Source organism: Streptomyces olivochromogenes, assembly GCF_001514115.1.
Lineage (GTDB): Bacteria > Actinomycetota > Actinomycetes > Streptomycetales > Streptomycetaceae > Streptomyces > Streptomyces olivochromogenes.
The window spans coordinates 104497-118799 of sequence record NZ_KQ948458.1; the positions used below are offsets into that span (position 1 = coordinate 104497).

Here is a 14303-nt window from a genome sequence, read left to right on the forward strand (position 1 = left end):
ATCAGAAACGGGCCCCGGCGCATCCCTCGTCGCAGCGGCGACCAACGCACGAGGCCCGTTTCAACGCTTCGTCCAACGGAGGAGAGTAAGCCTGCTCGCACGCGGAGCCGTCTCCCGGGACCCCCTACCTGCGGGTTCTCCGCGGGTAGGGGGCCTGTTGTCGTGCTGGGGGCTGTGTTTCTGCGCGTTAGTGACGTGGTTCGACAAGATCAAGTCGAAGAGGCTCCAGACCCCTCGGCGGACAATCAGCCGAGGACTACGGCAGGTTGACCGACGTCGAGGACGCCCGGTGTGCTCAAGGCCATCCGTTCAGCAGCGGAGTACGGCAACCGCAGCGTCCAAGCACGAAGGCCGGCGACCAAGAGCGCCCGGCAGCGACCTCAACGACCTCAACGACCTCTCGACCTCTACGACCTCAGCGACCAAATGTCCGATCCGCTCTGAGCCACATACCGGAAGGCTTCTGACATTCACGGCTGCCATCAACGACGCCGGTGCTCACCCGATACCGAGGGGCATCAGGGCTGGGTAACTCGCAGGTGTCGTCGTGCGGCCAGTTCCTCCGCGCCGACCACGGTCAGAATCGGGGTACCCGGCGGCGCGAACATGGTCACCACCAGCTGCGACTGCGCGTCCGAAAGGTTGTTGCCGCCCTGGTAGTGGATCACGTCGCCCCCAGGTTCGAACAGGGCGTCACCAGCCTTGAGCACCCGGGGCGGTTGCCCCTCCAGCTCGAAGAGGATCTCGCCCTGGGTCACGTAGCCGAAGAGCGGCCCGGGGTGCCGGTGCGGCGGCGCGCCCGGGTCACCGGGCAGCAGGGTGACCCGGATGGTCCTGGCCTCGGCGCCGGCCGGGATTCGGGCCGCCGCCTCCGACAGGGTCGTGATCACCTCAACGCCTGGGGGCAGGTGTGCGTGCTCAGCGCTCATGTGTTCCTCCAAACAGGGACTGTCCACAGAGAGGACAAGACGGCTTCCTCGTTTGTGACAGCCCTGCGCGGCGAACCTGCCCAGGGCCGCGCCGGAGATCCGGCCGCCCGAGCGGATCAGGGCGCTCGGGTTGCCGGCGGCAATCTCTACAGCTCCGCATGGCCGTTCACCCTCGGGGTGCCTGCTCGGCATGGACCTACGCCGCGTCGGCAGCGGCGAACGCATGACCTTCGGCAAGGCCGGAGCGACTCTTGGCCAGTGGATGTCGGAGCACGCCCTCGACAACCCGGCGTTGGGTGCCCAGCCCGGAGCCGTGGTCGGTACCGCGTCGCGGTCGACGAGCACGGCGTCGGGGCGGCGCCCGGGCCACGGCGCGTTTGCCCCGCACCGGTGGGACCGCCCGGACGAGTGGAATGAGCCGGTCCGGACGAGCGGAACGAGCCGGTCCGGACGAGCGGAACGAGCCGGTCAGGAGTGTCCACGGTCGGGCCGCAGTGCGCGTGGCGGCGGGTTGTTCTAGCGTCGAACAGAGGGAGGGGCAGTCCTGCCGAGCCGACGGGTGCGGGGGCCCGGGGCCACGGTCGTACGCCGGGCGCGTCCGCTGCTCGGCGCCTTGAATCCGCGCATCCCCGACCAGTCCCGGAGAGCAGGTGCCTCCCATGCACACGGCGGCCCGTATCGCCGGTGTCCTCACCGGTTTGACCCTCACACTCGGCGGCGTGGCCTTCGCCGCCCCCGCCGCCCACGCGGATATTCCGGCCTGCACGAACATGGTCCGCCAAACGGGCGTCGAAGTCTCAGACGCCGTCAGAGCGGCGTGCACCCAAGGTGTGCACGCGGACCTGCGGGGCTGTGTGAGCGCCCTGACCCAGGCCGGCACGCCGGGCGGCGCCGCGAACGGTGCCTGCCGAATGGCGGCCAACCCTCCGTGACTGCCGGGGCCCCGGTCCGGTGGCCGCATGCAGAAGGGGCCCCGTCGTGGTGACGGGGCCCCTCTGGGTGGGGCTAGGTGATCAGCCGCACTGGCACGGGTTGCCCGACTGGCAACCGCACCCGCAGCCGGAGCCGCAGCCGCAGGCGCCGAACAGCGGGAGGCTTTTGATGTCGGCGGGCTGGTCGGTGTCGCGGTCCAGGGTCGGGTCGGGCGTGGCGGGAGAATCGGCCATGGTGTCCTCCTCAATGAGGCCTCAATGAGGCATCGAGGCCGGGTCCTTACGCCTGTACGCCTAGGCGCCTAGGCGTAGGCGCGAGTGCCTACCCCCATTGCATGCCCGCTCCCCTGGGCGCATCAACGGCGCACTGAGGCTCGCCCGCGCCCCCGGAGTGAGACGGCAGCCCCGGGTGCTCCCGGACCTCAGACGCCCTCGGCGCCCGTGACCGGCTGAATGTCGGGCTGGAGCTCGTCCGCGTGCTCACCCGTCACCAGGTACACCACGCGCTTGGCCACCGACACCGCGTGGTCGGCGAAGCGCTCGTAGTAACGGCCCAGCAGGGTGACGTCGACGGCGGTTTCGATGCCGTGCTTCCAGCGGTCGTCGAGCAGGTGCTGGAAGAGCGTGCGGTGCAGCAGGTCCATCTCGTCGTCGTCCTGCTCCAGCTGGAGCGCCAGGTCGACGTCCTTCGTGATGATCACCTCGGCCGCCTTCGCCATCAGGCGCTGCGCGAGCTGGCCCATCTCCAGGATCGTGGCGTGCAGGTCGTGCGGGATCGCACGCTCGGGGAAGCGCAGCCGGGCCAGCTTCGCCACGTGCTGGGCCAGGTCGCCGGAGCGCTCCAGGTCGGCGGACATGCGCAGCGAGGTGACGACGATACGCAGGTCCGTCGCCACCGGCTGCTGGCGGGCCAGCAGGGCTATCGCGCGGGCTTCGAGCTCGTGCTGGAGATCGTCGACCTTCTGGTCGGCCGCGATCACGCTCTCGGCGAGCTTCAGATCGGCGTCGAGGATGGCCGTGGTGGCGCGCCCGATCGCCGACCCGACGAGCCGGGCCATCTCGACCAGGCCGTCGCCGATCGAGTCAAGTTCCTCGTGGTACGCGTCACGCATCTGGTTTGTCCCTCTCTTACGTCATCTTGGGGCCCGGGGGCCGGGCTGCCCTGACCGCCGGACGGACCGCCGGACGGGCCCCGTGAACCCCACGCTCCCACGTTCCGGCCCGTACGCGTCCGTTTCCGGCATCCCAAATGAACCATCCCTGGCTCCTGGGTGAACTCTGGGCGACGAGTGTTCGAGGTCGCACTCCGATGGCTGTGGCCTGGCGTGTCGCCATGCCTAACCTGGGGGCATGGACGTGAACGCGGCGGTCGCCGCAGCGGCAGCGATCGCCGGAGTGCTCACCGGTGTCATCGCCATGCTGGCGTTCCGCTGGAGCGAGCGCGACCAGAAACGCCCCACCCGCACATCCCTGCACACGGACCCGGTGCTTCCGCCGGGCGTCGACACGGTGCTCTCCGTGCTCCGGTCCTCGGCCGTCGTCCTCGACGAGGCCGACGCCGTGGTCAAGGCCAGCTCCGCCGCGTACGCCCTCGGGCTGGTGCGCGGCGGCAAGCTCGCCGTCGAGCCGATGATGCAGATGGCCCGCGACACCCGTCGCGACGGGGAAATACGCCAGGTCGAGCTGGATCTGCCGAGGCGGGGGACCGGACGGGGGGAGGCCCTGGCCGTCTCCGCGCGAGTCGCCCCGCTGGGCTCCCGGCTCGTGCTGCTCCTCGTCGAGGACCTCACCGAGGCCCGGCGGATCGAAGCGGTACGGCGCGACTTCGTCGCGAACGTCAGCCACGAGCTCAAGACGCCCGTCGGCGCGCTCTCCCTCCTGTCCGAGGCCGTCATGGACGCCTCGGACGACCCGGAGGCCGTCGAGCGCTTCGCCGGACGTATGCAGATAGAGGCCACCCGGCTCACCAACCTCGTACAGGAGCTCATCGACCTGTCGAGGGTGCAGAACGACGATCCTCTCGAGGACGCCGAGCCGGTCCGGGTGGACGAGCTGGTCGCCGAGGCCATCGACCGGTGCCGCCACCAGGCCGGCACCAAGCAGATCACCATGGCCGCCGGTGGCACCGCCGACCTGAGCATCTGGGGGAACCGGGGCCAGCTGGCCGCCGCCCTCGGCAACCTCGTCGAGAACGCCGTCAACTACTCGCCCGCCCGCACCCGGGTGGGTATAGCCGCGCGCCGGGTGACCGCGCCCGGCGGAGACCTCATCGAGATCGCCGTGACCGACCAGGGCATCGGCATCTCGGAGAAGGACCGGGAGCGCGTCTTCGAGCGCTTCTACCGCGTCGACCCGGCCCGTTCCCGCCAGACCGGCGGTACGGGTCTCGGTCTCGCGATCGTCAAGCACGTGGCCGCCTCGCACGGCGGGGAGGTCACCGTGTGGAGCTCCGAGGGTCAGGGCTCCACGTTCACCCTGCGGCTGCCCGAGGCGGCCGCGGCCCGCGACCGCGGGATCGACCACGACATGCCCGGACTCGACGATGAGGACGAGAACGGGCAGCCCGACGGGACGACCACCGTCACATCCCCGTATGAACCGCTTCCCGCTCCGGAGGTCCTTCCGTGACCCGTGTGCTCGTCGTCGAGGACGAGGAGTCCTTCTCCGACGCCCTGTCGTACATGCTCCGCAAGGAGGGCTTCGAGGTCGCCATCGCGACCACCGGGCCTGACGGACTCGACGAGTTCGAGCGCAACGGCGCCGACCTCGTCCTCCTCGACCTGATGCTGCCGGGGCTGCCCGGCACGGAGGTCTGCCGCCAGCTGCGCGGCCGCTCCAACGTCCCGGTGATCATGGTCACCGCCAAGGACAGCGAGATCGACAAGGTCGTCGGGCTGGAAATAGGAGCCGACGACTACGTCACCAAGCCCTTCTCCTCCCGCGAACTGGTCGCCCGCATCCGGGCCGTCCTGCGTCGCCGCGGGGAGCCGGAGGAGGTCACCCCGGCCGCTCTCGAGGCGGGTCCCGTCCGGATGGACGTCGACCGCCACGTGGTGACCGTCTCCGGCTCCAAGGTCGACCTGCCCCTGAAGGAGTTCGACCTCCTGGAGATGCTGCTCAGGAACGCGGGCCGCGTGCTGACCCGTATGCAGCTCATCGACCGGGTGTGGGGGGCCGACTACGTGGGCGACACCAAGACGCTGGACGTCCACGTGAAGCGGCTGCGCGCCAAGATCGAGCCGGACCCGGGCGCGCCGCGGTACCTGGTCACGGTGCGTGGCCTCGGCTACAAGTTCGAGCCGTAAACCGAATCCTTCTCACGGCGGCACGTACGACGCGACCCACCCGTAGGACAACGGGCGGCGCGTACGACAAAGGGCGGCACCCTTCGGGGTACCGCCCTTCGTGCGTGCTGGATCAGTGGCCGGCCGACGAGGAGGCCGTCGCGGTGGCCGTGCCCGTGGCCGTCGCGCTCGCGGAGGCCGCGTCGGTGGGCGTGCCCGAGACGGAGTCGGACGGCGAGGTCGAGGCCTTCGGCGACTTCGAGGAGGTCGCGGAGCCGGTGGCCGTCGCGCCGGGCGCCGCGGGGATGTTGGTGGGGCCCCACTTGGTGAAGTAGCCCTCGGCAGGGACGACGAACGCGCGCAGCTTCACATCACCGGTCTTGCTGAAGGTGAAGGTGATCGGCTGGGCGTTGCCGTCCTTGACGGCCGTGCCGGGGTTGCTGAGGGCCGCGGAGGCGTTGCCCTCGCCGCCCAGGATGACGTGGCCGCCGGCGGGGATGGTCAGCTTGCCGCCGCCCTTGGCGGGCGTGATCTGGGCGACGCCGTCGCCGCCGATCTTGACCGAGTCGAGGGTCTGCGGGGTGCGGCCGTTGTTGAAGACGGTCGCGGAGACCACCGCCGGGCCCGTGGACGTCGTGTCGGGCTGGGTGATGACGAGGACGTTCTGGATCTTGATGTCGCCGACGCTGGTCGCCGCGTTGTCCGGCTTGACCTCCAGCGTCTGTGCGTTGTTGCCGGCGCCGCACGCGGCGAGCGAGGCGATCGAGAACGCAATGGCGGCGGCGGCGAGAGAGCCGCGTCGAAGGCTGCTGCTCACGGCGGCGGCAACTCCTTGAACGTGGGCGAAGCAGAGCGGCTCCGGTGTAAAGCCGCCCTAAGGGTCTGTCAGCGGCCTTAGGTTACCGAGCCGTTCCCGCGCCGCCGCACCCGACCCGCCCCTTGGCGCCCGCGAGCCCCGTTGCGCCGCTCGTGCGCCCCGGTCCTCGAGTGGTTCCGGTCCGCCTCATCAGCTACTTTGAGCTTCCGTTCGTCCGCCATTCACATAAGCGGCTGTACGAGTTGCCGCGAGAGTAGCGACGAGATCCGCTTGGGGTTTTCCGGTAAGGAATCCACGGCGGTCCGGAAAATTGATCATCAGTAGATCGGCGCGGTCCGTGATCAATTCCGGATTCGTCTCGTACCCGACTCCGCTCACCGAACGGAGTAGCGGAAGTCGAGCTCCTGGAGCGGGACAAACCGGGATGTTCAGAACCTGGTCAGGAACGTCCGGTGTGTGTAACGTACGCGTTTCTCTTGCCCTGAACAGCCGCTCCCACCTGCGAATACCCTCTTCCGCTCCCCCTTCGCAGCACGTTCCTGTCGCGGTTGTCAAGCCCCGAGATATGCCCTGACCTGCGAAAACGCCATTCAGAAGACGCCGTTTCCGTGTTACCCTGGATAGCCACGGAAGGGGTACCTGTCACATGACGTTCAAGGTTGGCGACACCGTGGTCTATCCCCATCACGGGGCCGCGCTGATCGAGGCCATCGAAACTCGCCAGATCAAAGGCGTGGACAAGACCTACTTGGTGCTGAAGGTCGCCCAGGGCGACCTGACGGTGCGTGTGCCAGCGGACAATGCGGAGTTCGTCGGCGTGCGTGATGTGGTCGGTCAGGATGGGCTGGACCGGGTCTTCGAGGTGCTGCGCGCGCCGTACGCCGAGGAGCCCACGAACTGGTCTCGTCGTTACAAGGCAAATCTGGAGAAGCTCGCCTCCGGCGATGTCATCAAGGTCGCGGAAGTCGTGCGTGACCTGTGGCGTCGTGAGCGCGAACGCGGACTCTCCGCCGGAGAGAAGCGCATGCTCGCCAAGGCCCGCCAGATCCTGGTGAGCGAGCTCGCCCTCGCGGAGAACACCAACGAGGACAAGGCCGAGGCTCTGCTCGACGAGGTTCTCGCGTCCTGACGCAGGCAGTCGTCGAGACGGTGGCCGCTCACCCGGCGGTCGTCCCGGCGTCCACACAAGGCCGCACAGCTGCGCAATGAAATGCCGCGGTGCCCGATGACGTAAATGCTGTCGCTCCACACGATGGCTGTCGCCGGGCGCTGCGGCATGTTCGTACCCGCGTGATTTCGGAAACGTGTGGCCCCGAAAACGTGCGGCCCCGAATACACCTGCGTCCCATGGAATACACCTGTGTCCCATGCGCCTGCGTCCCCGATGCCGCGTCGATACCCGCGTCCCCGATACTTGGCGTGCCGGGCCCGGACAGCTTGCTCGACCGGATGTCACGGAAGGGTCCGGTCAGGGCTCGCGCCCGGCACTGCCCCGAGCTCTCGGCTTCGCTCGAGCAAGGGGCACGCCCAGGCCATACCCAAGCACGCCGAGTACACAAACCTGACAGGAACCGATGTCTGACGATTCGCGCTCCTCGCTGTCCGGAGGCCGCACGGCGGCCGTGATTCCGGCCGCCGGACGGGGCGTGCGCCTCGGTCCGGGCGCCCCCAAGGCGCTTCGCGCGCTGAACGGTACCCCCATGCTCATCCACGCGGTGCGCGCCATGGCCGCCTCCCGCGCGGTGTCGCTGGTCGTCGTCGTGGCCCCGCCCGACGGTGCCGCCGAGGTGAAGGCGCTGCTCGACACGCACGCGCTGCCCGAGCGGACCGACTTCCTCGTCGTCCCCGGCGGGGACAGCCGTCAGGAGTCCGTGAAGTACGGGCTCGACGCGCTGCCCCCCGGCGTCGACATCGTCCTCGTGCACGACGCGGCCCGCCCGCTCGTGCCGGTGGACACGGTCGACGCCGTCATCGAGGCCGTACGTGACGGCGCGCCCGCCGTCGTCCCCGCGCTGCCGCTCGCGGACACCGTCAAGCAGGTCGAGCCGGCGAGCGAGCCGGGGATGCCGGAGCCCGTCGTCGCCACGCCCGAGCGGGCGCGGCTGCGGGCCGTGCAGACGCCGCAGGGGTTCGACCGCGCCACCCTCGTCCGCGCCCACGAGACCGTCACCGGCAACGTGACCGACGACGCGAGCATGGTCGAGCAGCTCGGGGAGCGGGTGGTGGTCGTGCCGGGGCACGAGGAGGCGTTCAAGGTGACGCGTCCCCTGGACCTCGTCCTCGCGGAGGCGGTCCTCGCGCGCAGGAGGGCCAACGATGGCTTCTGAGTCGCACGGGCCGGTGCCCGTGGTGCTGCCGCAGGTCGGCATCGGTACCGACATCCACGCCTTCGAAGAGGGGCGGGAGCTGTGGTGCGCCGGGCTGCTGTGGGAGGGCGAGGGGCCGGGGCTCGCGGGGCACTCCGACGCGGACGTCGTCGCGCACGCCGCCTGCAACGCGCTGTTCTCGGCGGCGGGGATCGGTGACCTCGGCGCCCACTTCGGGACCGGGCGGCCCGAGTGGTCCGGCGCGTCCGGGGTCACGCTGCTGACGGAGGCCGCGCGGATCGTCCGCGCGGCGGGCTTCACCATCGGCAACGTCGCCGTCCAGGTCGTCGGACCCCGCCCGAAGATCGGGAAGCGCCGGGACGAGGCGCAGAAGATCCTCTCCGAGGCGGTCGGGGCACCGGTGTCGGTCTCCGGCGCCACGACGGACGGCCTCGGCTTCCCCGGCCGCGACGAGGGCCTGATGGCGATCGCCACGGCCCTGGTGGCCCGCACACCCTGACGCGCGTCGGCCCCTGGGCGGCGACGGGGGTGCCGGTGGTGTCGAGAGGCCGGTGGCCGCCCGCAGATGTCACGAATAAGTCCTCCTTGCGAGGGAAGGTCGCGGGGCACTCCCCGGCGCCCACTACCCTGGAGTGGTGACCATTCGCCTGTACGACACCAGCGCCCGGCAGATCCGTGACTTCTCCCCGCTCAAGCCGGGTTGTGTCTCGATCTACCTGTGTGGCGCCACCGTGCAGGCCGCACCGCACATCGGGCACATCCGCTCGGGCCTCGACTTCGACATCATGCGCCGCTGGTTCGAGTACCGCGGGTACGACGTCACGTTCATCCGCAACGTGACCGACATCGACGACAAGATCATCACCAAGTCGGCGGACCAGGGCCGCCCTTGGTGGTCGATCGGGTACGAGAACGAGCGCGCGTTCAACGACGGGTACGCCGCGCTCGGCTGCCTGCCGCCCACCTACGAGCCGCGGGCCACCGGGCACATCACCGAGATGGTGGAGATGATGCGCGGGCTCATCGAGCGCGGACACGCGTACGAGGCGGACGGGAACGTCTACTTCGACGTGCGGTCCTTCCCCGGGTACCTCCAGCTGTCCAACCAGGAGCTGGACAACCTCCAGCAGCCGTCGGGCGTCGGTGAGACCGGCAAGCGGGACCCGCGTGACTTCGCCATGTGGAAGTCCGCGAAGCCGGGCGAGCCGAGCTGGGAGACGCCGTGGGGACGGGGCCGGCCCGGCTGGCACCTGGAGTGCTCCGCCATGGCCCACAAGTACCTGGGCCCCGCGTTCGACATCCACGGCGGCGGGATCGACCTGATCTTCCCGCACCACGAGAACGAGATCGCGCAGGCCAAGGCCTTCGGCGACGAGTTCGCGAAGTACTGGGTGCACAACGCCTGGGTCACCATGAGCGGCGAGAAGATGTCCAAGTCCCTGGGCAACTCCGTACTCGTCTCCGAGATGGTCAAGGCGTGGCGTCCGATCGTGCTGCGCTACTACCTCGGTACCCCGCACTACCGCTCGATGATCGAGTACAGCGAAGAGGCCCTGCGCGAGGCCGAGTCGGCGTTCGCGCGTATCGAGGGCTTCGTGCAGCGGGTCGTCGAGAAGGCGGGGGGCGTCGTCGAGCCCGCCGCCGAGGTGCCGCCGGCCTTCGCCGAGGCGATGGACGACGACCTGGGCGTCCCGCAGGCGCTCGCCATCGTGCACACGACCGTGCGACAGGGGAACTCCGCCCTCGCCGCCGACGACAAGGAAGCCGCCGTCGCCCGCCTCGCCGAGGTCCGGGCCATGCTCGGCGTCCTCGGGCTCGACCCGCTCGACGAGCAGTGGGTCGGCGAGGGCGACCGCGGTGAGGATCTGCACGGCGTCGTCGACACCCTCGTGCGGATGGTCCTTGACCAGCGCGAGGCCGCCCGCACCCGCAAGGACTGGGCCACCGCGGACGCCATCCGCGACCAGCTCAACCAGTCCGGTCTGGTCATCGAGGACGGCCCGCAGGGGCCGCGCTGGACGCTCGGCCCCCGCTGAGCGGGTCCACTCGGGCCCTCCTCAGGGCCTTCGTGGGCCCTTCTCGGGGCCTTCGCGGGGCCTCTCGGCCTTGATCGATTGTGCCGCCCGGGCCTCCGGGCGGCACACTGCATATACGACACCTCAAGAACGTACGCACGCTCGCCTCACACAGACAGGTAGGTCATGGCCGTTAACAACCGCCGCATGTCCGGCAAGAAGGGCGCGCAGGTCGGCAGTGGCGGCCAGCGACGCCGGGGCCTGGAAGGCAAGGGCCCCACCCCGCCCGCCGAGATGCGCAAGGGGCACAAGAAGAACCGCATCGCGGGCGCCAAGGCGAAGCAGGTCGCGCGCCGTCCCGTCCCGCGCGGACGCGGCGGCAAGGGCACGTCCGAGATGGTCGTCGGACGCAACTCGGTCGTGGAGGCGCTGCGCGAGGGCGTGCCCGCGTCGATGCTGTACGTGCAGCAGTTCATCGACAACGACGAGCGGGTGCGCGAGGCGCTCCAGCTCGCCGGTGAGCGCGGCGGCATCCACCTCATGGAGGCCCCGCGCCCCGAGCTCGACCGTATGACCAACGGGCTCAACCACCAGGGTCTCGTCCTCCAGGTCCCGCCGTACGAGTACGCGCACCCCGAGGACCTCGCGGCCGCCGCGTACGACGAGGGCCAGGACCCGCTGATCGTCGCCCTCGACGGCGTGACCGACCCCCGGAACCTGGGTGCCGTCGTCCGTTCCGTCTCGGCCTTCGGCGGCCACGGCGTCGTCGTGCCCGAGCGGCGCGCGGCCGGCATGACCGCCGGTGCCTGGAAGACGTCGGCCGGTGCCGCCGCCCGTACGCCCGTCGCCCGCGCCGCCAACCTGACGCGGGCCCTTGAGTCGTACAAGAAGGCCGGTCTCGTCGTGGTCGGACTCGCCGCGGACGGCGAGGTCGAGGTCGGTGATCTGGAGGCCCTCGGCGGTCCCGTCGTCATCGTCGTCGGCAGTGAGGGCAAGGGCCTGTCCCGACTGGTCGGCGAGACCTGCGACTTCCGGGTGCGGATTCCGATGCCGGGCGGCACCGAGTCGCTGAACGCCGGTGTCGCGGCGGGAGTTGTGCTGTACGAGGCCTCGCGCCGACGCGTCTGAACAGACGTCCGAACGGATATCTGAACAGGCGTTTGAGCAGACGTCTGAGTGAGTCACCCCGTGGGGCAATCGGGATGTTCGGCATGACCTTGACGCGGTCCGGACAGATCGGCGCAGTCAAAGCAGTGTCCTAAACACACATCACTCGGTTAGATGAGTGTGGACACCAGAACACCCCGCACACCCACGGGGGACCGCTCGTCGGGATTCGACGACGCTCCCGCGCTGAGCATGGTGAAGGTGCCGAGCGATCCGGCGCAGGTCATCGTCAATCATGCGAGCTTCCGCGTGCAGCTAGGCGGCGCGACGCGGACCCCATCCTGGCGCGTCGCACGGCACTTGAGCGCCGACGACACCGCGCGGATCCCCGTCGTCGGTACGGCGGGCAGAGCGGGCGGCCCGGCCGCCGGGGCCCGCCGCCGCGCACCCGTCGTCTGGAGCGGGCGGTCCGACCCCGACGACACCGGCGCCCACCGCCTGCTGCAGGCCGTGCGCAGCACCAGCGTGCGCCACGGCGTCGCGGACCCGACGGGCGACGCCGGCGCCACCCAGGTCATCCCCCGCCTCGACGAACACCAGGGCTACGCGGGCGACTTGACCGTCGACACGGTCGGGACGCCCCTCGTCGGCAGCCAGCGCGGCCACGACCACGACCACGACTCCGCGGGGACCCGGCTGCTGCCGAACATGCGCAGCGTGGACAGCGCGTACGACGAACCGCGCTACACGGGTGGGCAGTTCGCGGCGGAGGACCCCGACTACGACGGCGACGTCGATGGCGGCGGCACGCCGGCCAGGCGGCACGGCTCGGACCCGGTCCGACACGCCTACTACCCCGGGCGCCGGATGAACCTCGGCGTGGTGCTGCTCCCGCTCCGCGTCTTCCTCGGCTTCATCTCCATCTACGCCGGCATGGGCAAGCTCTGCGACCCCGTCTACTTCGACGGCGGCAAGCGCGGCTCCATGGTCAAGTGGCTGAACACGCTGCACCCTTGGGACGTCGCCGAGCCGCTACGGCAGTTCGCGCTCCAGCACCCCGTCGGCTCCGGGCTCGTCATCGCCTTCCTCCAGGTCATCGTGGGCGTCCTCACGGTGCTCGGGCTGTGGCAGCGGGTCGCCGCCGTGGTCGGCGCGATGCTGTCGGCCGCGCTCATCGTCACCGTCAGCTGGAAGACGGTCCCCGCGTACGACGCGCCGGACATCATCTACCTCGCCGCCTGGTCGCCGCTGATCATCGCGGGCGCGCCCGTCTACTCCGTCGACGGACGCCTCGCGAGCGAGGCCTGGCGCACGCTCGGGCCCCGCGCCGACATCTGGGACCTGCGGCACCGGGTGCTGCGCCGCGGCGCGCTCGTCTCGGCCATCGTCGTCGGCCTCACGCTCCTCATCGGCTCGCTCCTCGGCGGCGCCGTCCGTGACGCCGACCGGGTGGTCGTGCCGGGACCGGGCGAGGCCCCGCGCAACGAGCTGCCCGGTTCCCCGCTTCCCGAGGAGCCCGGCACGCCCCAGCACAAGACCACCACTCCCTCGGCCTCGGCCAAGGCGCCCACCCACGGCAGCTCCTCCTCGCCGTCGGGCGCGGCCACCACGCCGGGCGCCGCGGTCCACGAGACGGGCGGCACGGTCACCAGCGGCCCCAGCCAGACCCAGGGCACCGGCCAGGCCCCGCCCCAGCAGTCCTCACCGGTCCACCAGGCCCCGAGCACCAGCGCGGGCCCGACGTCCAGCGGCGGCAGCTCCAGCACCGGCGGCACCGGATCGAGCGGCGGCACCTCCTCCGGCGGTTCGAGCGGCGGCGGTGGTGGTGGCGGCACCTCCGGCGGCTCGGACAAGCTGGTCGGCGGTCTCCTCGGGTAACGCGTAACACCCCCTGGCAGTACGAGGACGGGCCCCGCACATCAGATGTGCGGGGCCCGTCCTCGTACTGCCGGAAAGGGGCTCTCGGCCCTTCGTGCGGCCGGGAAGGCCTCTCAGCCCTCGTGCGGCCGGGAAGGCCTCGCCGCCCTCGCACGGCCAGGAAGGGCCTCGCAGCCCTCGTACTGCCGGAAAGGGGCTCTCAGCCCTCGTGCATGCGGCCGGGAAAGGGCCTCTCAGCGTCCCAGGGCCGCGAGTTCCTTCGCCGCCTCCGTGAGGTCCTTCGCGGTGTCGATGGCGCGCCAGTAGGCGCCCTGCGGGAGCGGGAAGCCGGCCAGGCGGCGTTCGCGGGCCAGGTGCGGGAACGTGGTGCGCTCGTGGTCGCCGCGCTCGGGGAGCAGGTCGGCGAACTCGGCGGAGAAGACGTAGACGCCCGCGTTGATCTCGTACGTGGTCGGCGGGGACTCGATGAAGTCCGTGACGCGTCCGAAGCCGTCGGTCTTGACGGCGCCCCACGGGATGCGCGGGCGGGCGAGGGCGAGGGTCGCGACGGCGTCGCGCTCGGTGTGGAAGTCCGCCATGTCGCGCAGCGAGAAACGGGTCCAGATGTCGCCGTTCGTCGCGAACCAGGGCTTGTCCGGGTGCGGGAGGTGCGCGGCGGCGTACTTCAGGCCGCCGCCCCGGCCGAGCGGTTCCGTCTCGACGACCGTCGTGATGTTGACGGGGAGGTCGGCCGAGTCCAGCCACTTCTGGAGGACCTCGGCGAGGTGGCCGCAGGAGACGACGACGTCGGTGACGCCCTCCTCGGCGAGCCAGGTCAGCTGGTGACCGATGATCGGGGTCCCGGTGCCGGGGATCTCGACCATCGGCTTGGGCCGGTCGTCGGTGTAGGGACGCAGTCGGGAGCCCTGACCACCGGCCAGGACAACGGCTTGAACGGGGCGTGACGCGGCGTTCGGATGGGTCATGCCCGAACTGTACGTGGCGCCCCGCTCACGGCTTCTGTCGGCAACAGTT

The 14303-nt window shown here is 70.5% G+C and carries 14 protein-coding genes and 1 pseudogene; 9 read left to right on the forward strand and 6 right to left on the reverse strand.

The window, feature by feature from the left end; all coding sequences use genetic code 11:
- Nucleotides 1-518: 518 nt before the first annotated feature.
- A complete protein-coding gene (locus AQJ27_RS22500; RefSeq protein WP_067371606.1) occupies nt 519-929 on the reverse strand; it encodes a cupin domain-containing protein in 411 nt (136 codons plus the stop codon).
- A 277-nt stretch (nt 930-1206) separates the two neighbouring features.
- Nucleotides 1207-1350, reverse strand: a pseudogene (locus AQJ27_RS58740) (IS5/IS1182 family transposase); the annotation flags it as partial.
- 238 nt (nt 1351-1588) lie between these two features.
- On the opposite strand from AQJ27_RS58740, the gene AQJ27_RS22505 reads away from it, so the two are divergent.
- Nucleotides 1589-1861, forward strand: a complete 273-nt coding sequence (locus tag AQJ27_RS22505) for a hypothetical protein (RefSeq protein WP_067371609.1) — start codon at nt 1589-1591, stop codon at nt 1859-1861.
- 81 nt (nt 1862-1942) lie between these two features.
- Here AQJ27_RS22505 and AQJ27_RS57395 read toward each other — a convergent pair whose 3' ends face one another.
- On the reverse strand, nt 1943-2095 hold the full coding sequence (locus AQJ27_RS57395; RefSeq protein ID WP_167552125.1) for a hypothetical protein: 153 nt from the start codon (nt 2093-2095) through the stop codon (nt 1943-1945).
- 188 nt (nt 2096-2283) lie between these two features.
- A complete protein-coding gene (phoU, locus tag AQJ27_RS22510; protein ID WP_067371613.1) occupies nt 2284-2973 on the reverse strand; it encodes a phosphate signaling complex protein PhoU in 690 nt (229 codons plus the stop codon).
- A 238-nt stretch (nt 2974-3211) separates the two neighbouring features.
- Here phoU and phoR point away from each other — a divergent pair, with 238 nt between their 5' ends.
- Entirely contained in the window at nt 3212-4489 is a 1278-nt protein-coding gene (phoR, locus tag AQJ27_RS22515) for a two-component system sensor histidine kinase PhoR (RefSeq protein WP_054232435.1), read from the forward strand.
- Nucleotides 4490-4494: 5 nt separating this feature from the next.
- Complete coding sequence (gene phoP, locus AQJ27_RS22520) at nt 4495-5166, forward strand: two-component system response regulator PhoP (protein WP_010985401.1); 672 nt, start codon at nt 4495-4497, stop codon at nt 5164-5166.
- A gap of 112 nt (nt 5167-5278) precedes the next feature.
- On the opposite strand, the gene AQJ27_RS22525 is transcribed toward phoP, so the two are convergent.
- Nucleotides 5279-5962, reverse strand: coding sequence for a copper chaperone PCu(A)C domain-containing protein (locus tag AQJ27_RS22525; protein ID WP_067371615.1), 684 nt, complete (start codon nt 5960-5962; stop codon nt 5279-5281).
- A gap of 646 nt (nt 5963-6608) precedes the next feature.
- On the opposite strand from AQJ27_RS22525, the gene AQJ27_RS22530 reads away from it, so the two are divergent.
- The 6 genes from AQJ27_RS22530 (at nt 6609) to AQJ27_RS22555 (ending at nt 13289) form a co-directional block, all read left to right on the forward strand.
- Entirely contained in the window at nt 6609-7091 is a 483-nt protein-coding gene (locus AQJ27_RS22530; RefSeq protein WP_003953493.1) for a CarD family transcriptional regulator, read from the forward strand.
- 445 nt (nt 7092-7536) lie between these two features.
- A complete protein-coding gene (gene ispD, locus AQJ27_RS22535) occupies nt 7537-8289 on the forward strand; it encodes a 2-C-methyl-D-erythritol 4-phosphate cytidylyltransferase (RefSeq protein ID WP_067371618.1) in 753 nt (250 codons plus the stop codon).
- On the forward strand, nt 8279-8788 hold the full coding sequence (ispF, locus tag AQJ27_RS22540; RefSeq protein WP_067371621.1) for a 2-C-methyl-D-erythritol 2,4-cyclodiphosphate synthase: 510 nt from the start codon (nt 8279-8281) through the stop codon (nt 8786-8788). Before ispD ends, ispF begins: the two co-directional genes overlap by 11 nt.
- Nucleotides 8789-8924: 136 nt before the next feature.
- Entirely contained in the window at nt 8925-10325 is a 1401-nt protein-coding gene (gene cysS / locus AQJ27_RS22545) for a cysteine--tRNA ligase (protein WP_067371624.1), read from the forward strand.
- Between the two features lie 165 nt (nt 10326-10490).
- Nucleotides 10491-11432, forward strand: a complete 942-nt coding sequence (rlmB, locus tag AQJ27_RS22550; protein ID WP_067371628.1) for a 23S rRNA (guanosine(2251)-2'-O)-methyltransferase RlmB — start codon at nt 10491-10493, stop codon at nt 11430-11432.
- Nucleotides 11433-11585: 153 nt separating this feature from the next.
- A complete protein-coding gene (locus AQJ27_RS22555; RefSeq protein ID WP_079065159.1) occupies nt 11586-13289 on the forward strand; it encodes a DoxX family protein in 1704 nt (567 codons plus the stop codon).
- 233 nt (nt 13290-13522) lie between these two features.
- Here the strand turns inward: AQJ27_RS22555 and AQJ27_RS22560 are convergent, their stop codons facing one another.
- Nucleotides 13523-14254: a nucleotidyltransferase family protein gene (locus tag AQJ27_RS22560; RefSeq protein WP_067371635.1), complete on the reverse strand. Its 732-nt coding sequence runs from the start codon at nt 14252-14254 to the stop codon at nt 13523-13525.
- Between the last annotated feature and the right edge of the window lie 49 nt (nt 14255-14303).